The organism is Pedobacter sp. D749 (assembly GCF_019317285.1).
Classification (GTDB): Bacteria; Bacteroidota; Bacteroidia; order Sphingobacteriales; family Sphingobacteriaceae; genus Pedobacter.
Window position 1 is genome coordinate 4,024,238 of record NZ_CP079218.1, and the last position, 23,880, is coordinate 4,048,117.

Consider the following 23,880-nt stretch of genomic DNA (forward strand, 5'->3'; position numbering starts at 1 on the left):
TTGTGCGGTTCATTACAATATTCTTAATTACCCTTGACGTTGCTTGTATTTAGGATTTTTCTTGTTGATTACGTAAAGTTTTCCTTTACGGCGAATAATCTTGCAATCAGCGCTACGCTTTTTAATTGATGATCTAACTTTCATTTTATTTGTATCTATAAGTAATGCGTCCTTTTGTTAAATCATAAGGAGACATTTCCAATTTAACCTTATCTCCAGGAAGAATCTTGATGTAGTGCATCCGCATCTTTCCTGAAATATGCGCAATAATCTCATGCCCGTTCTCTAGTTCTACCCGGAACATGGCATTGGATAATGCTTCTCTTATTACTCCGTCTTGTTCAATTGAGGCTTGTTTAGCCATATTTTATTGATTGTTACTTAATTAGCTGCTTCTAAACAGGGTTGCAAAATTAAATAAAAAATTTTAATTATTTATTTTTTTTGTTGTAAAACTTCTTCTATTATAGAAAACGTTGATAAAACATCTGCTTTGCCCTTTTTTACGGCTATTGTGTGTTCAAAATGTGCCGATGGTTTATTGTCTTTACTGGTTACCGTCCATCCATCGTTATGGAATTTAACACCGGCTACGCCTGCATTGATCATGGGTTCTATTGCAATTACCATTCCTTCTTCAAGTTTTGGTCCTGCACCACGTTTCCCATAATTCGGAACTTCTGGCTTCTCATGAAGTTTTACACCAACACCATGTCCTACAAGTTCTCTTACTACGCCAAATCCGTTAGCTTCTGCATATTGCTGAACAGCGAAACCGATATCACCGATCCGCATACCAACAACAGCTTTTTCTATACCCAATTCCAGACAACGTTTAGTAACCTCAATCAATTTCTGTTTTTCTGCATCAATTTCCCCGATGGAGAAAGTATAAGCCGAATCGCCAAAATAATTGTTTTTAATTACTCCACAATCAACTGAAATCAGGTCGCCCTCCTGGATTACGTATTCACTTGGAAAACCATGAACAACCTGCTCGTTTTGCGAAATACATAAAGAATTGGGGAAACCATTATAGTTTAAAAATGCCGGAATCGCTCCGTGATCACTTATAAACTCATAGGCTAGTTTATCTAACTGGATAGTAGTCATGCCTGCTTTTATCACCTTGGCCACTTCGGCTAAAGTTTTAGAAACAAGCATGGAACTTTCTCTTATTAACTCGATCTCCTCAAGAGATTTGTAATAAATTTTAGACATCCGTTACACTACAACGCTACGTTGCTACTTGCAGCAGGAACTCCTGTTCTGCCAGTAACTCTACCCGTTTTCATCAAACCATCATAATGGCGCATCAATAAATAACTTTCGATCTGCTGTAAAGTATCCAATACAACACCAACTAAAATCAATAAAGAAGTACCACCAAAGAAGTGTGCAAACTCTTGCTTAATACCGAACTTAACCGCTAAAGAAGGTAAAATAGCAATGATCGCTAAAAATACCGCACCTGGGAAAGTGATTTTAGAAATTACATCATCAATAAAAGTTGATGTTGCAAAACCTGGCTTAATACCTGGGATAAAACCACCGTTTTTCTTCATATCATCACTCATTTGAGTTGGATTAACTGTAATGGCAGTATAGAAGAAAGTAAATGCGATAATTAAAAATGCGAACGTTAAGCTATAAGCCAACGAAGTTGTGTTGCTGAACTGGATTAACCAAGAACCTTGTAATGAAGGAACAAACTGCATTAAAGCACCTGGAATAAACATTAACGCCTGAGCAAAAATGATCGGCATCACACCAGCAGCATTTACCTTTAAAGGAATGTACTGACGAACACCACCAAACTGGCGGTTACCAACAATTTTTTTAGCGTATTGTACAGGTACTTTACGTACACCTTGAACAATTAAAATGGTAAACATTACCACTGCAAATAAAGCAACAATCTCTAAAACCAATGCAACCGGACCCCCACCTTCACTAGATGAGCCTACACGTGCACTAAATTCCTGAGATATTGCAACTGGTAAACGGGCAATAATACCAACCATGATGATTAGTGATGTACCGTTACCAATACCTTTATCCGTAATTTTTTCACCTAACCACATTACAAATAATGTACCTGCTGTTAATACAAACGTAGATAACACTAAAAATAAAGTATTTGGCAATAAAATAGCTTCTGCAGGAACTTGCGTTTTAACGTAACCAACAGATTGAACGATTGTGATCGCTACCGTTAGGTAACGGGTAATCTGGTTCATTTTCTTTCTACCACTTTCGCCCTCTTTCTGCATTTTTTGGAAAGAAGGAACAGCAATACCTAATAGTTGCACCACAATGGATGCAGAGATATAAGGCATTACCCCCAATGCTAAAATAGACACACGAGAGAAAGAACCTCCGGCAAACATATCTAGTAAGCCTAAGATTCCTGATTTTTCGTTATTGCCTAAAGCAGTTGGATCTACACCTGGTAAAACCACGTGAGATACGAAACGGTATACCAAAAGAATTAAGAGCGTAAACAATATACGCTCTTTTAATTCCTGAATTTTCCAGATATTACTTAAAGTAGTAAATAGCTTCTTCATTTAATAATTACAATTTTACAATAGAACCACCTGCAGCTTCAATAGCTTTTTGTGCGGTTGCAGAGAACGCATGTGCTGTAATTTCTAGCTTTGCTTTAACTTCACCACGACCTAAAATTTTAACTAAGTCGTTTTTAGAAGCTAAACCATGTGCTTGTAAAGCAGCAAAATCGATAGTTGTTAAGCTGTGTTTTTCAGCTAAAGTTTGTAAAACATCTAAGTTTACACCAACATACTCAGTACGGTTGATTGGTTTGAAACCAACTTTAGGCACACGACGTTGTAAAGGCATTTGACCACCTTCAAAACCGATTTTAGTTTTGTGACCTGAACGAGAACCCGCACCTTTGTGACCACGAGTTGAAGTACCGCCACGACCAGAACCTGTACCACGACCAATTCTTTTGCTGTTTTTTGTAGAACCTACTGCAGGTTTTAAATTACTTAAATTCATTTTTTTGAATTTGTGTTGCCCTTCGCTTTCACTAAACAGGTACAACGATTAAACATATATAAAGGTAATACCGGTTTTACCCAATATTACCTTTAAAACTTTTACTAGATTGCTTCGATTGCTACCAAATGGTTCACTTTGCGAACCATACCGATAATTTGTGGAGTAGCTTCAACCTCAACACTTTGGTTCATTTTAGATAAACCCAAAGCCTGAACGGTTCTTTTTTGGCGCTCGCTTCTGTCGATAACGCTTTTTACTTGTGTTATTTTGATCTTAGCCATAATATTATCCGTTAAATACTTTGTTTAAATCTATACCACGGGTTTGAGCTACTGTATAAGCGTCACGCATTTTAGTTAATGCATCAACAGTTGCTTTTACCACGTTGTGTGGGTTAGATGATCCTTTAGATTTTGCCAATACGTTATGCACGCCAGCACTCTCTAATACCGCACGCATCGCACCACCAGCAATTACTCCGGTACCTACTGCAGCTGGTTTGATTAAAACAAAACCACCTGAGAATTTACCGATTTGCTCGTGAGGAACAGTACCGTTTAAAATTGGAACTTTTACTAAATTCTTTTTAGCATCATCCACACCTTTAGCGATTGCTTCAGTTACCTCTTTCGCTTTACCTAAACCGAAACCAACAACACCGTTTTCATCACCTACAACAACAATTGCTGAGAAGCTGAAAGTACGGCCACCTTTGGTTACTTTGGCAACGCGTTGTATACTAACCAAACGATCCTTTAATTCGATATCGGTGGTTTTTACTCTTTTTATATTAATAGTTGACATCTTACTTTTTCTTCAGATTAAAATACTAAACCAGCTTCGCGGGCACCCTCTGCCAACGATTTTACACGACCGTGGTATAAATAGCCGTTTCTATCGAAAACAACTTCTTTAACACCTGCTGCAATTGCTTTTTCGGCAACTAATTTACCTACTGCAACTGATTGATCGCTCTTGTTTCCAGTACCAGTAAAATCTTTCGATAATGATGATGCTGATGCTATTGTTGTACCGGTTACATCGTTAATTACCTGCGCATAAATCCCTTTATTGCTTCTATATACAGATAACCTTGGACGTTCTTCTGAACCGGTAAGTCTTTTTCTGATCCCTTTTTTAATACGATCTCTTCTTGATAATTTTTTACCTGCCATGATTACTATTTTTTAGATGCTGATTTACCTGCTTTTCTTCTTAACACTTCACCTACAAACTTGATACCTTTACCTTTGTATGGCTCTGGTGCACGTAACGAACGGATTTTCGCTGCTACCTGACCGATCAGTTGTTTATCAGTACTCTCTAAAATGATTTTAGGTGTCTGACCTTTTTCTGATGATGTAGTTACTTTAATTTCTTCTGGTAACTGGAATACATAATGGTGAGAATAACCTAAAACCAGATCTAATGTATTACCTGTGTTTGTAGCACGGTAACCAACACCTACTAATTCTTGAGTTAATTTATAACCTTCTGTAACACCAACAACCATGTTGTTAAGCAATGAGCGATATAAACCGTGTAATGCTTTGTGTTTCTTTTGTTCTGAAGGACGTTGAACTGTTAAAATTCCGTCTTCCTGACTTACAGTGATATCTGAATCTACTGCTTGTGTTAATTCACCTTTAGGACCTTTTACAGTTACTACGTTATCTTTTGATACGGTAATTGTAACACCTGCAGGGATTGTAATTGGGGCTTTTCCTATTCTTGACATTGTGCTGTTCTCCTAATATTAATAAACGTGACACAATACCTCACCACCAATGTTTAATTTGGCTGCTTCTTTATCGGTCATTACACCTTTAGAAGTAGATAAGATTGCGATACCTAAACCGTTTAATACTCTTGGCATATTTTCAACACCAGCATAGTTTCTCAAACCTGGTTTACTTACTCGCACTAATGTACGAATAGCAGGAACTTTAGTAATTGGATTGTATTTCAAAGCAATTTTAATGGTGCCTTGAACTGTAGTATCTTCAAACTTGTAGTTCGCGATGTAACCTTTGTCAAAAAGAACTTTAGTAATTTCTTTTTTAAGGTTTGATGCAGGAATTTCTACAACACGGTGGTTGGCCTTAATGGCATTCCTTACTCTTGTTAAATAATCTGCTATTGGATCTGTATTCATTTTTTATTGTTTTTGATAGTGGTTTCCTTCTGCTACCCAGCTGTGGGACCTGCTACCGGTTAAAATTCTTTTTTTAGTAAATAGATATAAGTATCAAGTATCAAGACCAAATTGGTTTCTTGCTACTTGATACTAAATACTTGATACTTTTATATTACCAAGATGCTTTTTTAACACCTGGTATTTTACCGTCTAGTGCCATCTGGCGGAACGTTACCCTTGAAATACCAAAGGTACGCATATATCCACGAGGACGACCAGTTAATTTACAACGGTTGTGTAAACGTACCGGAGATGAGTTTTTAGGTAATTTATCTAAACCCTCGAAATCTCCTGCAGCTTTTAATACTGCACGTTTTTCAGCGTATCTAGCTACCAATTTTTGGCGCTTAACTTCGCGTGCTTTTACACCTTCTTTTGCCATTATTCTGCTGTTTTTTGATTTTTAAATGGTAATCCGAATTGTTTCAATAACTCAAGAGCCTCAACGTCAGATTTTGCCGAAGTTACGAAAGTTATATCCATACCTAAAATTTTATTGATTTTATCGATATTAATCTCAGGAAAGATGATTTGTTCAGTAACACCTAATGTATAGTTACCTTTTCCATCAAATCCTTTATCATTGATACCTTTGAAATCACGGATACGAGGCAAAGCCACAGAGATCAAACGATCTAAGAACTCGTACATGTTGTTATCGCGTAAAGTAACACGTACACCTACCGGCATACCTTTACGTAATTTAAAGTTAGAGATATCTTTCTTTGAATTAGCCGGAACCGCTTGCTGACCAGTAATGGTAGTCAACTCAACGATAGTGGTATCCATAATTTTCTTATCTGTAACAGAAAAACGACCAACACCCTGATTGATACAGATTTTTTCCAATTTAGGAACCTGCATTACAGTTTTGTACTGAAATTTTTCTTTTAGTGCATTTACAACTTCTTCTTTGTATTTGCTTTTTAATCTAGGTGTAGCCATTATTTAATCTCCTCCCCTGAAATTTTAGCAACTCTAACTAATTTACCATCTGCGTTAAGTTTACGACCTACGCGGGTAGCTTTACCAGATTTTGGATCAACCAACATCAAGTTAGAAATGTGAAGAGCAGCTTCTTTTTTAATAATACCACCGTTTGGATTAGCAGCATTTGGTTTAGTATGTTTAGATACTAAGTTAATGCCTTCCACAATGGCTCTGTTTTTATCTATAAGTACTGAAAGTACTTTTCCTTGTTGACCTTTTGAATCGCCAGCAATGACTTTAACTAAATCTCCTGTGCGGATTTTAAGTTTTGATGGTGTATTTACTTTGTTTCCCATTTTATAATACCTCCGGTGCTAATGATACAATTTTCATGAATTGTTTTTCACGTAGTTCTCTCGCAACCGGGCCAAAGATACGTGTACCTCTTGGCTCATCCTGTGCGTTCAATAATACAGCAGCATTATCGTCAAAACGGATATAAGAACCATCTTTACGACGGATTTCTTTTTTAGTTCTTACAACAACTGCTTTAGAAACTGTACCTTTTTTAATGTTACCAGAAGGTAACGCGCTTTTTACGGTAACAACTACTTTATCACCAATTGAAGCATAACGTTTGCCGGTTCCACCTAGCACACGAATTACTAATACTTCTTTTGCGCCGCTGTTATCAGCAACGTTTAATCTCGATTCCTGTTGTACCATCTTATTTAGCTCTTTCTAAAATTTGTACCAATCTCCAGTTCTTGTTTTTACTCAAAGGACGAGTTTCCATAATCAATACTGTATCACCAATACCGCATTCGTTTTTCTCGTCGTGAGCCATAAATTTGGTAGTTTTCTTTACGAACTTACCATAAATCGGGTGTTTTACTTTACGTTCCACGCTCACTACAACAGACTTATCCATCTTGTTGCTTACCACTAACCCGGTTCTTGTTTTTCTTAATTGTCTTTCCATGTCGACTCTCAAATTATTTAGTTTCAGTAGCTGACTCAGTGTTTTTCACTTTAGTCAACTCAGTGTTTAAACGGGCTATGTCTTTCCTTACTTTTGCAATACGTGAAGGATTTTCGATAGCTGAAATAGTGTGAGCGAACTTCAATTTTGATAAGTTCTCTTTTTCTTCCGCAATCTTAGCTACTAATTCTTCTTTTGAAAGCCCTGTGATTTCTGAATTTTTCATTTTTCTTTTTCTTTTACGTTGAGTGTAGCGGTTATAATAAACAAGTATTTACAACATTCACCTCAACACTTTACTATGCTTCTACGTAATCTCTACGTACTACGAATTTGGTTTGGATCGGTAATTTCTGAGCGGCTAAACGTAATGCTTCTTTAGCAACTTCTAAAGGCACACCTTCAGCTTCGAAAATTACGCGTCCAGGTCTTACAACTGCTACCCAATACTCAGGAGCACCTTTACCTTTACCCATACGTACCTCAGCAGGTTTTTTAGTTACCGGTTTGTCCGGGAAGATCCTGATCCATACTTGGCCTTCACGTTTCATGAAACGAGTTACGGCAATACGGGCAGCCTCTATCTGACGACTTGTGATCCAAGTAGCTTCTAGAGATTTGATACCGAAAGATCCGAATGCTAACTCAGCTCCACGAGAAGCTAAACCCTTCATTCTGCCTTTTTGCATCTTCCTGAACTTCGTTCTTTTTGGCTGTAACATTTTATTTTGTTCTAATCGTTAAACGATGTTAATAAATCAATTATTTACGAGGACCTCTGTTAGCGCCTGCGCCACCACCTCTGTTTGCTCCGGGACCACCTTGACCTGGACCACGACCACCACCTTGGTTTCCACCACGTCTGTCGTTACCACCGCCACGGTTATCTCTTCCACCACCACGGTTATCTCTTCCACCGAAAGCTGGTTTGTCTGATGCGCCTTTTGGACCGTTGTTTGTTGCACCAATGTTTGGAGACAAATCACGTTTTCCATAAACCTCACCTTTACAGATCCAAACTTTAACACCTATTTTACCATAAGTAGTTAAGGCTTCAGCTAAAGCGTAGTCGATATCAGCACGGAATGTATGCAAAGGCACTCTTCCTTCTTTGTACTGCTCAGTACGTGCCATCTCAGCACCACCTAAACGACCAGAAGTCATGATTTTGATACCTTCAGCACCCATACGCATGGTTGATGCGATAGAAGATTTCATTGCTCTACGGAATGAGATCCTTGCTTCTAATTGTTTTGCAACACCTTCTGCAACTAATTGTGCATCAAGTTCAGGGCGTTTAATTTCAAAGATGTTAATTTGAATTTCCTTTTTAGTCAATTTCTTTAACTCTTCTTTGATTTTATCAACCTCAGCACCTGCTTTACCGATTACGATACCCGGACGAGCTGTGTGGATAGTTACCGTGATACGTTTTAACGTACGCTCGATTACTACTTTTGCAACACCGCCTTTTGCAATACGGGCAGAAAGATATTTTCTTATTTTCTCATCTTCAACTAATTTATCGGAGTAGTTGTTGCCACCGAACCAGTTAGAATCCCATCCTTTGATAATTCCTAACCTGGCACCTATTGGATTTGCTTTTTGTCCCATTTCCTAATTAGTTTTGAGTTGTTTCTGTACTTTTACTATCTACAATCAGCGTTACGTGATTAGAACGTTTACGAATTCTATATCCACGGCCCTGAGGAGCTGGACGTAAGCGTTTTAACTGACGGCCACCATCAACCATTACTGTTTTTACAAAAAGTTGGTTTTCTTCAGCATTGGTGCCTTCGTTTTTAGCTTCCCAGTTTTTGATAGCAGATAATAATAATTTCTGAACTCTTATTGCTGCTTCTTTATTGGTAAACTTTAAAATGCTTAATGCTTTCTCTACACGTTCACCTCTGATAAGATCTACAACCAAACGCATCTTACGCGGTGAGGTTGGACAATTGTTTAATTTTGCTATTGCTTCCATTGTCTAATTATTTTTTCTTTTCAGCGTGTCCTCTGAATGTTCTGGTTGGAGCAAATTCTCCCAACTTGTGACCAACCATGTTTTCTGTAACGTACACAGGGATAAATTTATTTCCATTGTGTACAGCAAATGTATGATTCACGAAATCTGGTGAAATCATTGATCTGCGAGACCAAGTTTTGATTACAGACTTTTTGCCTGAATCATTCATAGAGTTTACTTTTTTCTCTACGTTATGGTCAATATAAGGTCCTTTTTTTATCGAACGAGCCATTATTTCTTCCTTCTCTCTATGATGTAACGATTAGAATATTTTTTAAGTTCTCTGGTTTTGAAGCCTTTAGCTAAAACACCATTTCTTGAACGTGGGTGACCACCTGATGATCTACCTTCACCACCACCCATTGGGTGATCGACAGGGTTCATCGCTACCGGTCTAGTTCTCGGACGACGGCCCAACCAACGTTTACGACCTGCTTTACCTAATACTTCGTTTGCGTGATCTGAGTTAGATACAGCACCGATAGTAGCCAGACAAGTAGTCAAGATTAAACGGGTTTCGCCAGAAGGCATTTTTAAAGTAGCATATTTACCATCGCGGGCAGCTAATTGTGCATAAGCACCTGCACTACGAGCCAATTGTGCTCCTTTTCCAGGGTGAATCTCCACGTTGTGGATAATAGAACCTAATGGAATGTTCGATAATTTTAAAGTGTTACCTACTTCTGGTGTTGCGGTGTCGCCCGATAATAATACCGAACCAACTTGCAATCCTTCAGGAGCAATGATATAACGCTTCTCGCCATCTGCATAATGTAATAATGCGATGCGGGCAGTACGGTTTGGATCGTATTCAACAGTAGCTACTGTTGCAGGAATATCGAATTTATCGCGTTTGAAGTCGATTAAACGATATGATTTTTTGTGACCACCACCCATGTAGCGCATAGTCATCTTTCCTGTGTTATTACGTCCACCAGACTTTTTTGATGATACAACCAATGATTTTTCGGGCGTGGTTGCTGTAATCTCCGTGAAACTGGCACCAACTCTGAAGCGGGTACCTGGAGTAACTGGTTTAAATTTTCTTAAGCCCATAGTTATAATGAATTATTAAATTAAAGGGTTGCGTAATAATCTATTGTTTCGCCGTCTTTCAACGTTACGATTGCTTTTTTGTATTTCGGGCTACGGCCAGATACAAAACCTGCTTTAGTGTAACGTGATTTAGCTTTTCCATCAACAACCATTGTGTTAACTGCAACGATAGTTACACCGTACAATTTCTCAATAGCTGCTTTAATCTGGATTTTGTTAGCCTTATGGTTAACGCTAAACGTGAAACGGTTAGATTTCTCAGTTAAAGCTGAAGCTTTTTCGGTTAATATTGGTTTTTTTAAAATTTCCATATTATTTGGCAAATGCCTCCTCCAAAGTTTTAACAGAATCAGCAGTTAACACAAGCACACCAGCGTTTAATACATCATATGTATTCAAATCTGCTGCAGCAATCACTTTAGTTTTCTGAACGTTTCTGCTTGATAAATAGATATTATTATTTTGTGCAGGTAAAACCAATAAAGTTTTTTGAGTACCTACGTTTAACGCAGCCAATAAACTTGTATAGTTTTTAGTTTTAATAGTATCGAAGTTGAAATCTTCTAAAACTACCACGCTGTTATCTTTTGCTTTATAAGCTAAAGCAGATTTACGTGCTAATGATTTTAATTTCTTGTTCAATTTAAAACTGTAATCACGTGGCTGAGGACCGAAAACACGACCACCACCGTTAAATAACGGAGATTTAATGCTACCAGCACGGGCACCACCTGTACCTTTTTGTTTGTATAGTTTGCGAGTTGAACCAGCAATCTCATTACGTTGTTTAGATTTGTGAGTACCTTGACGTTGGTTAGCCAAATACTGTTTTACATCTAAATAAATCGCGTGGTCGTTAGGCTCGATACCAAATACCGATTCAGGAAGTTGCACCTTGGCACCTGTTTCTTTACCTGAAATGTTTAATACTTTAACTTCCATCTGATTACTTGTCTAAGATTACGTAAGAACCTTTAGCTCCTGGAATGGAACCACTAACTACTAATAAGTTTTGCTCAGCATAAACTTTCAAAACCTGTAAGTTCTGAACTTTTACCCTGTCTCCACCTGTTCTTCCAGCCATGCGCATTCCTTTGAATACACGTGAAGGGAATGACGATGCTCCCAATGAACCTGGGGCACGTAAACGGTTATGCTGACCGTGAGTCTGCATACCAACACCGGCAAATCCGTGGCGTTTTACAACACCTTGAAAACCTTTACCTTTTGAGGTACCTACAACATCAACAAAATCGCCTTCTGCGAAAGAATCAACCGTTACTACATCACCTAAATTAAGTGAAGTTGTAAACGAATCGAATTCTACCAGCTTGCGTTTCGGAGTTGTGTTTGCTTTCGCGAAATGGCCTTTCAATGGTTGAGTTGTGTTTTTCTCTTTTTTCTCATCATAACCCAACTGGATTGATGAATAACCATCTACTTCTTCGGTTTTTACCTGTGTAACTACACAAGGTCCAGCCTCGATTACCGTACAAGGAATGTTTCTTCCTTCGGCATCAAAGATACTGGTCATTCCTACTTTTTTTCCAATAATTCCTGACATTTTATCTTTTCTTTTTAACACCCATCGAAGCAGTAGGGCTTCGTTCAAGGTGGTTGTACATCCCCCGAAAGGGACGGCAAAGATAGGCAAGAATTATTAATTTTCAAATAGTTAGCCAAATATTTTTTCAAATAAATTGCTGATATAATGGGATTTAACCTGAAAAGTGAGGTTAATGGGCTATTGGAGCGTTTAAAGCCATAGCTATATATTTGACTGAAAGCAATTTAGATCATATTCCTGGTTTAAAAATGCTTTAATCTGATCAACATTCGCATTTTAGTATACGTCTCCCAGTTTGGCTTTTATAAGCTGTAAAAGATCAAGTATCGCATTTTCACTACATGCGTATTTATAAATTTCAATAATCAGTGCATTGCTACAGGTGATGGCATCAATTAAACTGTCATTAGCCATAAAATATTGGCACAATGCAGCATAAAAAAGCATAAACTCACCTTTGGCAAATGCTGTCCGCTGTGGAAATGCTTCATCAAGGTTATACTTTTTATTCAATAACTTTAAGCCCTTTTCCAACTCACCATCAACCATTGCAGCATGGGCCACATAAAACCTTAAATATAAGAAATCAGGAAAAAGCTGCATCCCCTTTTTAGCTATGGCATCAGCTTTTGCATCAAGTCCTATTACTTTATATTGCAATAATAATATTGAGCGAAAATTAATGTGCTATCCCACCATTTAGACTGATGGTTATGATGGTTAAAATAATTACCCCAATGAGAACGTAAAGGTAATCGCGCTCTATTAAAAAGCTAAAAATAGCGAAAACAATGCGTGCAATTGGCGTAAAAATAAGCATCAGGATACCAAACTGTACAATGGCATCACCCTGAAAGGTTAATACACCTTTAAATATCGCAGCGATGGAAGAAAAATTGTTAAGCTCGGGTTTAAAAACTTTATAGTTGGTAACAGCCCCTTTATTATGAATGAGGAAAATGGCGCCACCGATTAACACAATGCTCATTGAAATGATTACGCCAGCACGCAAAAGTGTCCCCAGAATTACCTGGATATCTTTATCATTCAGATTTTCTTTTTTTGCTGTCCCCATTATAATCCGCTTATTCCTTTATAAATCATCTGCAGAGCCAAAAAGGCAACCACTACGGCAAATACAATTTTCAGTTTATCTGTTTTTGCCTTTAATAAAACTTTAGAGCCTAAAGAAGCGCCTGTTAAAACCCCGATACAGACTGGCATGGCAATACCAGGATCAATCTGCCCGCGATGCAGGTACACTACCGCACTTGCTGCAGCGGTAACACCCATCATAAAATTACTGGTGGTGGTTGATACCTTAAAGGGTAAACGCATGATGTTATCCATCGCGATTACTTTTAACGCTCCACTCCCAATACCCAGCAATCCGGATAATGTTCCTGCAAAAAGCATCATCAGGAAACCGCCTGGCACATGTTTTACAGCATAAGGATGATCAACACCTTTATCGGGAAAAGACCCGTTCAGTTTAAAAAATTTGGCCCATTTATCGGTATCATCAAGAGTGCTATGGTCTACCTTTTTCTTTAAAGTCATGATGGCAGAAAAGATGAGGATACAGCCGAAAAGAATGGCAATGTAATTGGCATTGAGGTAAACGGCTACAATTGCCCCGCACACCGCCCCTATTGTGGTCGCGATTTCCAAAAACATCCCGATCCGGATATTAGTGATGCCCTCCTTCACATAAGCTGCAGCCGAGCCTGAAGAGGTCGCAATTACCGAAACAATAGATGCACCAATGGCATAATGAATATCTACACCCAGGGCTAAAGTAAGTAAGGGAATAATAATTACCCCTCCCCCTAAGCCTGTTAGCGAACCTAATAATCCGGCTAAAAAGGCACCTAATAAAACGATAATCGTAAACAGCAATACCGACATGCGGGCAAATATAATGCACTGTTTTTGGGGAAACGAAAGATTAAGCGAATAAAATAAAGTCTATATGTTATATGGATAAATAGAATTTTAAATGAGTGAATGATTGAGTAGGTGAGTTTTATAATAGAGAAGAATAGGCGTTTACTCATTCAATAATTGATTCATTCAAAATTCAATAATTCTCTCATTCCATAATTACTTATAAAGCTTGCTTTCCTTACTCAAATCAACACCCCGAAAACTTTCAAGTAGTTCGAAAGCAATTTGCCTTACTGTTTCGGCTATTGGAGAAATAGTTGATTTGTTGCCATTCGCATCTTTAACTGTCCAGCCTGAAGTATTTAGCGATAATGGACTGGAACTAGCCAGCGATTTAATTATTTTAGCTCTGGTAAAAGGCAAACCATCCGAATCGACAATCACTTTTTTATTGTTCCACCAGTTTTCTTGCGATACGGTTGTTAAAGCAGAACGATCTAATTTGGCCAAATAACTCCACCCCTTTTCAGCACAATGTGTCAGTTTTAACAACCCTATAAAATTGGTGAGGCTTTTGGAGTTGTAAATCTCAGAACTGCAATACAGATCGAGATGACTTAATTTAAGCTGACTTACCAATGCTTTTGCCTGACCGGAGTTATGGAAAATCACCACGATTCGCTCTGCAATCGGATAGATAACAGATTCGTTTCCGCTATCGTACTCATCACAAAGTATTTCTATCTCTTTTAGTTCTCCCTCCAGCTGCGAAACCAGTTCAGGTTTATTTAAAATGGGTTTCATTCTTAGTGGTTACTTACCCAATCGCTTAATCATTTCTGCACTCAAATCCCTACCATCATTTAAACGGTTGGCAAAAAATGATTTGGCAGCTTCGAAATGTTCTTTATACCCTTTTAAATCACCATAACCAATAATCGATGCCCATTCGTGCACGGCGGTATGGAATTCCAAATCATCACCACGAATAGATTTATCATATAATGCGGTATGAATCGATTCTTCGAGCATTTCTTCATTCTTGAAAAGATATTCGGCAATACCCAATCTCAATTTAAAAGGAGGCGTTTGGCAGATCAGATTATCGTAAGGATTTACGCCCATTTTATACCAGGCATATACCATACTCAGCAAACTTAAATGCGAATTGGGTTTTTGTTTATGGCTGGCATCCGATAGGCTGAATTCTTTCATGATCTTATCATCCAACAGTAAAAGCGAACGACTTTCATGAAAAACAAAATCGCGGGCAGCGTAAATCTTTTCCCTAAACTCAGCTTCATTTTCACAGATCATCAGTTTAAATAGCTCAGATTCTGCCTGCGCGTAATATTTTACCTGTTTTTGTGCATAAGGGTTTAAAATGGCCAGACCTGCATAAATGTGAGATTTATAACTAAAAATTCTCAGCGTAGTCAAAATTTTCACATTATCAATTCCACCCGCATAGGCAGGATTATCCCAGGGGAAGAAACCGGCATTTTTCCATGCAGAGCCCATGCTCTCGAAACCCATGTGTGTTACAGCCTGTGTATCGGCTACAATACGATCGTGTTCCCTGTAATCGTCCATTTCAATAATGTTCGATTTTAAAGATTTATAGACCTCAAGGGCCTGCGCATAAACCTCATCTGTAGCACGATGACGCACCACCACTAATGTTTGCCCTTCAGGGCTAAAAGCAGGACCATGCAAAGAATGGCAGGTTACAATCTGGGTATCGTTTGGAAGGTATTTTTCAAAAGCAGCAATTTCCGGATGTTTAACCGATGTTTGGCCCGAAACAATTGCACCATATTTAGTAGAGCGCGCAAAAACAGCTACCACTTCATCAATTTTTTCGGCTTCAACGCAATAGATGATAAAGTCAGATTTACGCGCTACCTCATGGCCATCAATTAAAACTTCGATTCCTTTTGGTTCCAGCTCATTTTTTAAATCTGCAAAACGTAAGGGCATATCTGCCCCAAATACTTTATAACCTGCATTTACAAACGATACAGCGTACAATTTGCCCATATCGCCTAAACCAATAATTCCTATTTGCATGAAACAAATGTAACCTATCGCAAATAATTTTATAATAAAACTTAGATAAAATTGTTATTTAACATGTTAAACACAAACATTTTGATCTATCGTTCCTAAACTTCACCTAAAAATATTAAACAGGGAAATAGATAAAAATGTAGTTTTACATTCAAACACCTATATTTAAACTATGCAGAAAATTAAACACACCCTATTGTTTTTAGGCGCTATGCTATTTTTAAACGTTGCGTTTGGGCAAGTTAAGCCAGACACGACCAAGAATACTGATCCATCTCTAAATGGACAGTATCAGTTCATGTTAAAAAAATCTAAAAGTTTGTATGGCGCAAGATTGATCAATCCTTCAAGGTTATCATCTTTATGGAAAAGTGTTAACGATACGCTGAAAAAGGAACGCAAGCAATTGCAGGAAGCCAGGCAGGAAATTAAGGCACAGGCAGGCAATATTTCGAGTTTAAAAGGAGAAGTAACCGGAAAAGAGAGCTCGCTGGCCAATGCTACCGCTTCGCTGAACGAAATTAAGTTTTTAGGAATTTCTTTTGATAAAGGCACTTATAATACCATTGTGTGGACCATTATTATTCTGTTAGGTATAGGTTTGGCCTTTGTTATTTTCCAATCTGGCAAATTTAGGCACGAAGCAAAGTACAGAACAGCGCTTTACCAGGAAGTAGCCGATGAATTTCAGGCGCATAAAGTAAAGGCAAAAGATAAAGAAATGAAACTTGCCCGTGAGCTTCAGGACGAACGGAATAAATGGGATGATGGCCGGGGAAGATAAAAAAGATCTAGCCACAGATGCGCAGATCAACACGGGGAAATTGCTTGTATCTGGCACAAAGATTAAATTGTTCGAATTGAATGAGTGTCAGATGGCAACATCTGACACCACTGAAAATTCAATCAAAGCCAATACCAGTTCCTTTAATTGGCAAATTGTGAGCGGGTTATTTTACCTAGAAGTACAGCTTTAGGTTTCTGACGGGAAAGATATTCCCTTAATATTCCGATATAAATCTACGGCGTATAGGTCTGTCATTCCAGAAACAAAATCCAGTACACTCTGTATAATAGAATAAATATCGGTCAAATCGGTATGATACTGTTTAGGAATAAGTTTAACCAGTTTTTTGTAATAGTGTGTATTATTATGAATAAGTGCAGGAACAAACTCTTCTAATAAACCAGCCATAATTTTGTACCCTGCTACCTCTTTCTGTATAACCGACGAGAAATTGTATATGCGCTCCACTGAGATTTTTTCAACGGCTATCCAGGCCGAGATATACGGTTCGGGTAATAGATCGGTTAAGCTATAATTGAGTTCACCCTTTAATAGTTTTTCTTGTTCTCTAAAAAATATGGCAGCACATTGGTTGGTTAAGGTATTAATCGCTTTAGCACGGAGCAGACCAATTTTGGCATCATCGTCTTCGTAATCGTTTTTTAAACGTTCTTCTATTGTTGTTGAATTGGCAAAAGGTAACAGGTAGTTTTTCACCTCTTCATACGACAGAATTTTTAAACGGTGTGCATCTTCCAGATCAATGATGCTGTAACAAATATCATCAGCAGCTTCTACCAAGTAAACCAAAGGATGGCGTTTATAAATGAGGTATTCATTATCTTCCTGCGCCAGGTGAAGTTCGGCTGCAATCTTTTTAAAACTCTCTTCTTCTGACTGGAAGAAACCGTATTTTTTACGGTGCAAAAGGCCTTTTTGTTTACCGGCAATCGAGGCACATGGATATTTAGCTATAGAGGCCAAAGTAGAATAAGTAAGCGCATAGGCATCATTTCCTTTTCCCTTTAGCGGATGAGTAAGAATGCGGATGGCATTGGCATTTCCTTCGAAATTAATCAAGTCGTGCCATTGTGTTTCGCTCATTTCCTTCTGATACACCTTACCATCACCATCGGTAAAGTAGCGCGAGATGGCTGCTTCTCCTGAATGGCCAAAAGCCGGGTTACCCAAATCGTGCGCTAAAGCAGCAGCAGCCACAATATTACCTACTTCATTAATTAAAGGAACATCTTTAATAAGTTGTGGCTGATGTTCTTCTATACCTTTTAAAAATATATTTGCCATTGAACGGGCCACACTTGCCACCTCTAAACTGTGGGTTAAGCGGTTGTGTACAAAAACACTTCCAGGCAATGGAAAAACCTGGGTTTTATTCTGCAATCTTCTAAAAGGAGACGAAAAAATTAACCGGTCGTAATCACGCTGAAAATCTGACCGTGCACGATCTGTGCTGGCACCATATTGCTCTTGTCCGTATCTCTTATTCGAAAGTAAATATTTCCACTCCATTTATCCCGTTGGCATTTAAAATTTGGCGCAAGTTAAACAAAACGGGAAAATGGTTAAGCATAAAGCTTCAGTTAAAATTAAATTACATTCATTAAAAGATATCTTTATATTCACCAGAAAATTAAACAAACAAATAATGAAAAAAATCTTATTAACGCTCGCAATCATATGCTGCTTTACGGTTTTAACCAAAGCACAATTTGAAGGCTCGAAGCAAATTTTTGAAAGTCCAAAACTGAAAGAAACGATCAAAACGCACAAAATTGTAGCCATTTTACCTTTCGAAGTAAAAATCTCTTACAGGAAACAACCAAAAAATTTTAGTGCAGAAGCAAACAAAAGTCAGGAAGAATCAATGGCCAGGTCTATTCAGGCAAGCATGTACACTTTTTTGTTAAGAAAAGCTTCAGACTATACCGTAACTTTTCAGGATGTTGATAAAACAAATATCCTGTTAAAAAAAGCTGGAGTTTTAAATAAGTTAGACGAAACTACTAAAGATGAAATAGCTAAAATACTTGGAGTTGATGCCGTAATTGGTGGCCGTTTTGAAACAGAGCAAACCAAAACTGAAGCTGGCGCAATTGCCTCAGCGGTTTTATTCGGTGGTTTTGGAGGTAAATCTGGAACAGGCACCATGTTCTTAACCATAAATAATGGAGCGGACGGGGAATTATTGTGGCGTTTCTTTAAAACAATGGACGATAACATTATGAGTTCTACTGATGATATGGTAGAGCGGATGATGCGAAAAATATCACGGAATTTCCCATATAAAAATTAAACCGGAGGCAGATAGAAATATCTGCCTTTTTTTTGTTAATACTGTTATTGATTTATCCTGATTCAAACTATTTGGCCTTCGCCCTGTTTATTGGTAAAGCGATAATAGTATGAAAACGAGCATCTATAATAAGGAAGAACACACTGAGGGTTACGTAGGACCAGATGGTGGAAAAGAAGAAAAATCTGATGTGCAGAAAGCTTACGAAGAGGGCAATGATACCAATGTTGTAACCGCTTATGGAAAGGAACCAAGCGAATTGATTAAAGGCAATCCTTTAGCAAAAGATGGTTTCGATAATTCTGGTACACAGGGTAAAGATTCGCTTAGCGATGATGCATATAACAGTGCTGATAAAAACCCAACCATACAGAGTGCTGAAAGCCATACCGGGAGTTCATCTGAAGATTTTAAAGCAAATGCCGGCATCAATGAGGATGATGAAAACCATGCATTAAATACAGGAATATAAAGAGACGGTTATGGGATTATTAAAATATGCAATTTTAGGCGCAGCAGCTGTATACGGTTTTAAATACGCCACAAAAAAGCGTGCAACTGATGGAAAATCTTTAATTGATGACTTTAAGGAAAAAGTTCCGGAATATGTCGATGAAATTAATAATTATACTACAAAAATAAAGCAGGATTACCGGCAAACCAGCGAGTTATATTAATAATGTTATAGATTATCACCCAAATAAATTAGCTTAGGTAAACCCGCTTAAAGCACGGTTTACTACGGAGTTTTCTGCTGCACTACAGGTGAGTATACCTACTTAGAATTGAAAGATCTACTAGATCTTAAAGGCAGTTTATTAATCAAGTTTGGGTTAATGAGTACACATTACCGGGACACAAAATTGATATATATCAATATCTTAAAACCGGATTCTTTGTGAATTTACCATAAGTTCTTGAAATTTGCTGTACTGTAGGATTCGCGACAAAGATTAAAAAATCATTAACTAACTATTTAAGGGCATTTGCTACTTAATTAACGCATTACAGTTGTCGAATCCTAAATAAATTCCATCTACCGGAAAATGCATAAGTCTTGTAAAGGGATTATTCTATAAGAATAGTCTCTTTATAACTAAATCATAAATCTTTCCCACTTAAACCCTTCTCATTATTCTTATTTCTGTTTCCAATGTCTTCACCCTGACTTAAATTTGAATTATTTAAATTTTCATTTACAGCATGATTAGGATCATTTTCTGTTTTCAATAAATGCGATGCCTCTGGTTCATCCTTACGTTTAAAATCAGTGCGTTTATGGCCGTAAGTAGCCTCTCCATTATCCCATTCTATATGCTCGTCATTGTGGTTAACCCCAGCATTAGGATCAACATTTTTATTTTCGTTACTTTCCATAGCCATTTTTATTTGTAGATAATCTCCTTTAACAACATTGGCACAATAAAAAAAGTTTAACAGATCCCTTTATATATTGCCCAGTCTTTCCACCTCATCTTACCGATCCGCCAGTCAATTGCAGTTACTATACACCTTCACTTTGATCAATCTCTGTACTACTATCCAAATCGTCTTTGGTTGATCCATTTTCATCACGATGTTTTGGTGGATTTTCCATTCTACTTTTTTCCAGTTCTGAAAAATCACCGTCTTTTTGATTGGCCACTTCCCCATGTGAAGAAGGTTTATTTGTTAGTTCTTCCTTTGGGTCGGCAAAATCCTGTCCCTCAATTGGTAATTCTTCTTGTTCCTTATCCTTAGTCATATTATTACAACCAGTCTGCACAGCTTTTGTTTTGGAATTTGAATGCATAAAAAAAGGCCTCGATTTGCATCGAGACCTTTTCTGTTCTTTTTAAAATCAATTAAACTTTGATTTCAACTTCAACACCGCTAGGCAATTCAAGTTTCATTAAAGCATCAACTGTTTTAGAGTTAGAGCTATAAATATCCAATAAACGTTTGTAAGCGCACAATTGGAACTGCTCTCTAGCTTTTTTGTTTACGTGTGGAGAACGTAAAACAGTAAAGATTTTTTTCTCTGTAGGAAGTGGAATCGGACCACTAACCACTGCACCCGTAGGTTTAACAGTTTTTACGATTTTCTCAGCAGATTTATCTACTAAGTTGTAATCGTAAGATTTTAATTTAATTCTGATTCTTTGGCTCATCTTATTTTTAATTATGGTTTCCTGTTAGAGCTATTAACAACAGAAACCGGATTTATCTTTTAGTAGCAAGTATTTAGTAGCAAGTACTTAGTAGCAAGTATTTAGTATTAAGTATCAAGACTGATAATCCATCTTGATACTTGATACTTTTATCTTAATACTAATTAGTCTTCAGATTTAATTCTGCCTTTAGATTTAGCAATTACTTCATCCTGTACATTTTTAGGCGCAGCTTCATAGTGGTCAAATTCCATGGTAGAAGTTGCACGGCCTGATGTGATGGTACGTAACTGCGTTACATAACCAAACATTTCAGAAAGAGGCACAGTTGCTTTAATTACCTGAGATCCGTTACGGGTATCCATACCTAATAACTGACCACGACGACGGTTCATATCACCGATCACATCACCCATGTTTTCTTCAGGGGTTAAGATTTCGATTTTCATGATTGGCTCCATCAAAGTAGGTTTACATTTAGGTAAAGCCTCACGGTATGCCATTTTAGCAGCAAGCTCAAATGATAAAGCATCTGAATCGACCGCGTGGAATGAACCATCTGTTAAACGAACTTTCATATCAGGAAGTGGATAACCAGCTAATACACCATTTGCCATAGAAGCAGCAAAACCTTTTTCTACTGAAGGGATAAACTCACGAGGAATTGAACCACCTGTAATTTCGTTTACAAACTGTAAACCACCTTTTTCAAAATCAGCATCAATTGGGGAGATAATTACTGAAATATCAGCAAATTTACCACGACCACCTGATTGTTTCTTGTATGTTTCGCGGTGTGTTGTTGAACCGAAAATAGCTTCTTTGTAAGCTACCTGTGGTGCACCTTGGTTAACCTCTACTTTAAATTCGCGTTTTAAACGGTCAATTAAAATATCTAAGTGTAACTCACCCATACCAGAGATAACAGTCTGACCAGTTTCCTGATCTGTTTGAACTCTAAATGTAGGATCCTCTTCAGCTAATTTACCTAAACCAATACCTAATTTATCAACGTCAGCCTGAGTTTTAGGCTCAATAGCTAAACCGATAACTGGTTCTGGGAAATCCATTGACTCAAGAACGATTGGGTTTTTCTCATCACAAAGCGTATCACCTGTTTTGATATCTTTAAAGCCAACTACCGCAGCAATATCACCAGCAGCCACATTTGGCACAGGGTTTTGCTTGTTAGCATGCATTTGGAAGATACGGGAAATACGCTCTTTATTTTCTGAACGAGAGTTATACACGTAAGAACCTGCTTCTAAGTTACCCGAGTAAACACGGATAAAACATAAACGCCCTACGAATGGATCGGTTGCAATTTTAAAAGCTAAAGCTGCAAATGGCTCACTAATGCTTGGTTTTAATAAAACCTCCTCGTTAGTATCTGGGTTTGTACCAATAACACCTTCGCTATCCATAGGTGAAGGCAATAATTCCATCACATAATCAAGCATAGTTTGTACACCTTTATTTTTGAAAGATGAACCACAAACCATAGGTACAATTTTAGCATCTAAAACAGCTGCACGTAAAGCATCTAAAACTTCGCGTTCTGTGATTGTTTCTGGCGCTTCGAAGAATTTTTCCATTAGAGACTCATCATAATCAGCAACTGATTCTAACAATTTCTCTCTCCACTCAGCAACCTCATCAATCATATCTTCTGGGATTGGCACTTCAGTAAAGGTCATCCCTTTATCATGCTCATTCCAAACGATACCACGGTTGTTGATCAAATCAACCACACCTTTAAATCCGTCTTCAGATCCGATAGGTAATTGTAACGGAACTGCATTACTACCCAACATTTCTTTAACCTGTTTAACAACTTTTAAAAAGTCTGCTCCAGAACGGTCCATTTTATTAACGAAACCAATACGAGGTACACTGTAGTTGTTTGCTAAACGCCAGTTTGTTTCTGATTGAGGCTCAACACCATCAACAGCTGAAAACAAGAATACTAATCCATCTAGTACACGTAGTGAACGGTTTACCTCTACGGTAAAATCCACGTGACCTGGAGTATCAATCACGTTAACGTGATACTTTTGACCCCTGTAATTCCAATCAACAGTAGTTGCAGCAGAAGTAATGGTAATACCACGCTCTTGCTCTTGTGCCATCCAGTCCATTGTTGCAGCACCTTCGTGCACTTCACCAATTTTATGACTTACACCAGCATAATAAAGGATACGCTCAGTTGTTGTAGTTTTACCCGCATCAATGTGAGCCGCGATTCCAATATTTCTTGTAAATTTTAAATCTCTTGCCATGTTATGTTTTTGATTTATCTGATTTTAAATGATTACACCGATTATGTTAAAACAAATCGGTGTAATTTATCTAATCAGTATAATCTTCTAATTAAATCTGTGTAATCTTACTAATCTGTTAATCCTAAATTAGAATCTGAAGTGAGAGAACGCTTTGTTAGCCTCAGCCATTTTGTGCGTATCTTCTTTCTTCTTAACAGCAGCACCTTCACCTTTAGCAGCAGCTACGATTTCACCAGCTAATTTCTCTTTCATGGTTTTTTCACCACGACGACGAGCGTATAAAATTAACCATTTCATACCTAAAGCTGTTTTACGCTCTGGTCTAACCTCAGTTGGAACCTGGAAGTTAGCACCACCAACACGACGAGATTTAACCTCTACAGCTGGCATAATGTTAGTTAATGCGCGTTTGAATATCTCTAAACCGTTTTCACCTGCTTTTTTCTCAGCAATTTCAACAGCATCATAAAAAATTGAATAAGCGATAGATTTTTTTCCATCGTACATCATATTGTTTACAAAACGAGTTACCTGAACATCATTAAATTTTGGATCAGGAAGAATAATTCTCTTTTTTGGTTTTGACTTTCTCATTTCTTATTTCC

General features: G+C 37.7%; 39 protein-coding genes. 4 read left to right on the forward strand and 35 right to left on the reverse strand.

The window, feature by feature from the left end; genetic code table 11:
- Positions 1-27 precede the first annotated feature (27 nt).
- The 29 genes from rpmJ to KYH19_RS16335 all read right to left on the reverse strand — a co-directional run bounded on the left by rpmJ (position 28) and on the right by KYH19_RS16335 (position 15,742).
- A complete protein-coding gene (gene rpmJ, locus KYH19_RS16195; RefSeq protein ID WP_010599887.1) occupies positions 28-144 on the reverse strand; it encodes a 50S ribosomal protein L36 in 117 nt (38 codons plus the stop codon).
- Position 145: 1 nt separating this feature from the next.
- Complete coding sequence (gene infA, locus KYH19_RS16200; protein ID WP_010599888.1) at positions 146-364, reverse strand: translation initiation factor IF-1; 219 nt, start codon at positions 362-364, stop codon at positions 146-148.
- A gap of 71 nt (positions 365-435) precedes the next feature.
- Entirely contained in the window at positions 436-1,221 is a 786-nt protein-coding gene (gene map / locus KYH19_RS16205; protein ID WP_219075864.1) for a type I methionyl aminopeptidase, read from the reverse strand.
- 8 nt (positions 1,222-1,229) lie between these two features.
- Complete coding sequence (secY, locus tag KYH19_RS16210; RefSeq protein WP_219075865.1) at positions 1,230-2,570, reverse strand: preprotein translocase subunit SecY; 1,341 nt, start codon at positions 2,568-2,570, stop codon at positions 1,230-1,232.
- 7 nt (positions 2,571-2,577) lie between these two features.
- Positions 2,578-3,024 (reverse strand): 50S ribosomal protein L15, encoded by a 447-nt coding sequence (rplO, locus tag KYH19_RS16215; protein WP_121284590.1) that lies wholly within the window; start codon positions 3,022-3,024, stop codon positions 2,578-2,580.
- A gap of 104 nt (positions 3,025-3,128) precedes the next feature.
- Entirely contained in the window at positions 3,129-3,308 is a 180-nt protein-coding gene (rpmD, locus tag KYH19_RS16220; RefSeq protein ID WP_010599892.1) for a 50S ribosomal protein L30, read from the reverse strand.
- A 4-nt stretch (positions 3,309-3,312) separates the two neighbouring features.
- Positions 3,313-3,831 (reverse strand): 30S ribosomal protein S5, encoded by a 519-nt coding sequence (gene rpsE, locus KYH19_RS16225; RefSeq protein ID WP_010599893.1) that lies wholly within the window; start codon positions 3,829-3,831, stop codon positions 3,313-3,315.
- Positions 3,832-3,848: 17 nt separating this feature from the next.
- Complete coding sequence (gene rplR, locus KYH19_RS16230) at positions 3,849-4,202, reverse strand: 50S ribosomal protein L18 (protein WP_090501109.1); 354 nt, start codon at positions 4,200-4,202, stop codon at positions 3,849-3,851.
- A gap of 5 nt (positions 4,203-4,207) precedes the next feature.
- Positions 4,208-4,765 carry a 50S ribosomal protein L6 gene (gene rplF, locus KYH19_RS16235; protein ID WP_121283862.1) on the reverse strand — a complete coding sequence of 186 codons (558 nt, stop codon included), beginning with the start codon at positions 4,763-4,765 and terminating at the stop codon, positions 4,208-4,210.
- A gap of 18 nt (positions 4,766-4,783) precedes the next feature.
- Positions 4,784-5,182 carry a 30S ribosomal protein S8 gene (gene rpsH, locus KYH19_RS16240; protein ID WP_010599896.1) on the reverse strand — a complete coding sequence of 133 codons (399 nt, stop codon included), beginning with the start codon at positions 5,180-5,182 and terminating at the stop codon, positions 4,784-4,786.
- A gap of 154 nt (positions 5,183-5,336) precedes the next feature.
- On the reverse strand, positions 5,337-5,606 hold the full coding sequence (gene rpsN / locus KYH19_RS16245; RefSeq protein ID WP_025145214.1) for a 30S ribosomal protein S14: 270 nt from the start codon (positions 5,604-5,606) through the stop codon (positions 5,337-5,339).
- The gene (gene rplE / locus KYH19_RS16250) at positions 5,606-6,172 is read right to left on the reverse strand and encodes a 50S ribosomal protein L5 (protein ID WP_086547740.1); all 567 of its coding nucleotides are present in this window, start codon (positions 6,170-6,172) and stop codon (positions 5,606-5,608) included. Before rplE ends, rpsN begins: the two co-directional genes overlap by 1 nt.
- Positions 6,169-6,510, reverse strand: a complete 342-nt coding sequence (gene rplX, locus KYH19_RS16255) for a 50S ribosomal protein L24 (protein ID WP_029278653.1) — start codon at positions 6,508-6,510, stop codon at positions 6,169-6,171. The genes rplE and rplX overlap by 4 nt, the downstream gene beginning before the upstream one ends.
- A gap of 1 nt (position 6,511) precedes the next feature.
- Positions 6,512-6,880: a 50S ribosomal protein L14 gene (rplN, locus tag KYH19_RS16260; protein ID WP_010599900.1), complete on the reverse strand. Its 369-nt coding sequence runs from the start codon at positions 6,878-6,880 to the stop codon at positions 6,512-6,514.
- A gap of 1 nt (position 6,881) precedes the next feature.
- Positions 6,882-7,136, reverse strand: a complete 255-nt coding sequence (gene rpsQ, locus KYH19_RS16265) for a 30S ribosomal protein S17 (RefSeq protein WP_010599901.1) — start codon at positions 7,134-7,136, stop codon at positions 6,882-6,884.
- Positions 7,137-7,149: 13 nt separating this feature from the next.
- On the reverse strand, positions 7,150-7,362 hold the full coding sequence (gene rpmC, locus KYH19_RS16270) for a 50S ribosomal protein L29 (RefSeq protein ID WP_025145217.1): 213 nt from the start codon (positions 7,360-7,362) through the stop codon (positions 7,150-7,152).
- Positions 7,363-7,435: 73 nt separating this feature from the next.
- Positions 7,436-7,858, reverse strand: a complete 423-nt coding sequence (rplP, locus tag KYH19_RS16275) for a 50S ribosomal protein L16 (RefSeq protein ID WP_010599903.1) — start codon at positions 7,856-7,858, stop codon at positions 7,436-7,438.
- A gap of 40 nt (positions 7,859-7,898) precedes the next feature.
- Positions 7,899-8,750 carry a 30S ribosomal protein S3 gene (rpsC, locus tag KYH19_RS16280; RefSeq protein ID WP_025145218.1) on the reverse strand — a complete coding sequence of 284 codons (852 nt, stop codon included), beginning with the start codon at positions 8,748-8,750 and terminating at the stop codon, positions 7,899-7,901.
- A 7-nt stretch (positions 8,751-8,757) separates the two neighbouring features.
- On the reverse strand, positions 8,758-9,120 hold the full coding sequence (gene rplV / locus KYH19_RS16285) for a 50S ribosomal protein L22 (protein WP_132398564.1): 363 nt from the start codon (positions 9,118-9,120) through the stop codon (positions 8,758-8,760).
- Positions 9,121-9,127: 7 nt separating this feature from the next.
- Positions 9,128-9,394: a 30S ribosomal protein S19 gene (gene rpsS / locus KYH19_RS16290; RefSeq protein WP_010599906.1), complete on the reverse strand. Its 267-nt coding sequence runs from the start codon at positions 9,392-9,394 to the stop codon at positions 9,128-9,130.
- A complete protein-coding gene (rplB, locus tag KYH19_RS16295) occupies positions 9,394-10,218 on the reverse strand; it encodes a 50S ribosomal protein L2 (protein ID WP_132398562.1) in 825 nt (274 codons plus the stop codon). The genes rpsS and rplB overlap by 1 nt, the downstream gene beginning before the upstream one ends.
- 20 nt (positions 10,219-10,238) lie before the next feature.
- Positions 10,239-10,529: a 50S ribosomal protein L23 gene (gene rplW, locus KYH19_RS16300; RefSeq protein ID WP_025145221.1), complete on the reverse strand. Its 291-nt coding sequence runs from the start codon at positions 10,527-10,529 to the stop codon at positions 10,239-10,241.
- Position 10,530: 1 nt separating this feature from the next.
- Positions 10,531-11,160: a 50S ribosomal protein L4 gene (gene rplD, locus KYH19_RS16305; RefSeq protein ID WP_121283865.1), complete on the reverse strand. Its 630-nt coding sequence runs from the start codon at positions 11,158-11,160 to the stop codon at positions 10,531-10,533.
- A 4-nt stretch (positions 11,161-11,164) separates the two neighbouring features.
- The gene (gene rplC / locus KYH19_RS16310) at positions 11,165-11,782 is read right to left on the reverse strand and encodes a 50S ribosomal protein L3 (protein WP_029278646.1); all 618 of its coding nucleotides are present in this window, start codon (positions 11,780-11,782) and stop codon (positions 11,165-11,167) included.
- A gap of 279 nt (positions 11,783-12,061) precedes the next feature.
- Complete coding sequence (locus KYH19_RS16315; RefSeq protein ID WP_219075866.1) at positions 12,062-12,445, reverse strand: hypothetical protein; 384 nt, start codon at positions 12,443-12,445, stop codon at positions 12,062-12,064.
- A gap of 19 nt (positions 12,446-12,464) precedes the next feature.
- Positions 12,465-12,860, reverse strand: a complete 396-nt coding sequence (locus KYH19_RS16320; protein WP_121283867.1) for a DUF1634 domain-containing protein — start codon at positions 12,858-12,860, stop codon at positions 12,465-12,467.
- The gene (locus KYH19_RS16325; protein WP_121283868.1) at positions 12,860-13,693 is read right to left on the reverse strand and encodes a sulfite exporter TauE/SafE family protein; all 834 of its coding nucleotides are present in this window, start codon (positions 13,691-13,693) and stop codon (positions 12,860-12,862) included. Before KYH19_RS16325 ends, KYH19_RS16320 begins: the two co-directional genes overlap by 1 nt.
- A gap of 195 nt (positions 13,694-13,888) precedes the next feature.
- Positions 13,889-14,476, reverse strand: a complete 588-nt coding sequence (locus tag KYH19_RS16330; RefSeq protein ID WP_219075867.1) for a hypothetical protein — start codon at positions 14,474-14,476, stop codon at positions 13,889-13,891.
- A gap of 9 nt (positions 14,477-14,485) precedes the next feature.
- Positions 14,486-15,742, reverse strand: coding sequence for a prephenate dehydrogenase (locus KYH19_RS16335; RefSeq protein ID WP_132398556.1), 1,257 nt, complete (start codon positions 15,740-15,742; stop codon positions 14,486-14,488).
- A gap of 172 nt (positions 15,743-15,914) precedes the next feature.
- Here KYH19_RS16335 and KYH19_RS16340 point away from each other — a divergent pair, with 172 nt between their 5' ends.
- Entirely contained in the window at positions 15,915-16,526 is a 612-nt protein-coding gene (locus tag KYH19_RS16340; RefSeq protein ID WP_132398554.1) for a hypothetical protein, read from the forward strand.
- 189 nt (positions 16,527-16,715) lie between these two features.
- On the opposite strand, the gene KYH19_RS16345 is transcribed toward KYH19_RS16340, so the two are convergent.
- Positions 16,716-18,059 carry a deoxyguanosinetriphosphate triphosphohydrolase gene (locus tag KYH19_RS16345; protein ID WP_132398552.1) on the reverse strand — a complete coding sequence of 448 codons (1,344 nt, stop codon included), beginning with the start codon at positions 18,057-18,059 and terminating at the stop codon, positions 16,716-16,718.
- A 136-nt stretch (positions 18,060-18,195) separates the two neighbouring features.
- Here KYH19_RS16345 and KYH19_RS16350 point away from each other — a divergent pair, with 136 nt between their 5' ends.
- The 3 genes from KYH19_RS16350 (at position 18,196) to KYH19_RS16360 (ending at position 19,520) form a co-directional block, all read left to right on the forward strand.
- On the forward strand, positions 18,196-18,843 hold the full coding sequence (locus tag KYH19_RS16350; protein ID WP_219075868.1) for a hypothetical protein: 648 nt from the start codon (positions 18,196-18,198) through the stop codon (positions 18,841-18,843).
- A gap of 109 nt (positions 18,844-18,952) precedes the next feature.
- The gene (locus tag KYH19_RS16355) at positions 18,953-19,315 is read left to right on the forward strand and encodes a hypothetical protein (RefSeq protein WP_219075869.1); all 363 of its coding nucleotides are present in this window, start codon (positions 18,953-18,955) and stop codon (positions 19,313-19,315) included.
- A 10-nt stretch (positions 19,316-19,325) separates the two neighbouring features.
- Positions 19,326-19,520, forward strand: a complete 195-nt coding sequence (locus KYH19_RS16360) for a YtxH domain-containing protein (RefSeq protein WP_219075870.1) — start codon at positions 19,326-19,328, stop codon at positions 19,518-19,520.
- A gap of 424 nt (positions 19,521-19,944) precedes the next feature.
- Here KYH19_RS16360 and KYH19_RS16365 read toward each other — a convergent pair whose 3' ends face one another.
- The 5 genes from KYH19_RS16365 to rpsG form a co-directional block, all read right to left on the reverse strand.
- Positions 19,945-20,220: a hypothetical protein gene (locus tag KYH19_RS16365; protein WP_219075871.1), complete on the reverse strand. Its 276-nt coding sequence runs from the start codon at positions 20,218-20,220 to the stop codon at positions 19,945-19,947.
- 127 nt (positions 20,221-20,347) lie between these two features.
- Positions 20,348-20,587: a hypothetical protein gene (locus KYH19_RS16370; RefSeq protein WP_132398542.1), complete on the reverse strand. Its 240-nt coding sequence runs from the start codon at positions 20,585-20,587 to the stop codon at positions 20,348-20,350.
- Positions 20,588-20,687: 100 nt separating this feature from the next.
- Positions 20,688-20,993: a 30S ribosomal protein S10 gene (gene rpsJ / locus KYH19_RS16375; RefSeq protein ID WP_008244591.1), complete on the reverse strand. Its 306-nt coding sequence runs from the start codon at positions 20,991-20,993 to the stop codon at positions 20,688-20,690.
- A 164-nt stretch (positions 20,994-21,157) separates the two neighbouring features.
- A complete protein-coding gene (gene fusA, locus KYH19_RS16380; protein ID WP_219075872.1) occupies positions 21,158-23,272 on the reverse strand; it encodes an elongation factor G in 2,115 nt (704 codons plus the stop codon).
- 129 nt (positions 23,273-23,401) lie between these two features.
- Complete coding sequence (gene rpsG, locus KYH19_RS16385; protein ID WP_056097505.1) at positions 23,402-23,869, reverse strand: 30S ribosomal protein S7; 468 nt, start codon at positions 23,867-23,869, stop codon at positions 23,402-23,404.
- Positions 23,870-23,880: the final 11 nt, after the last annotated feature.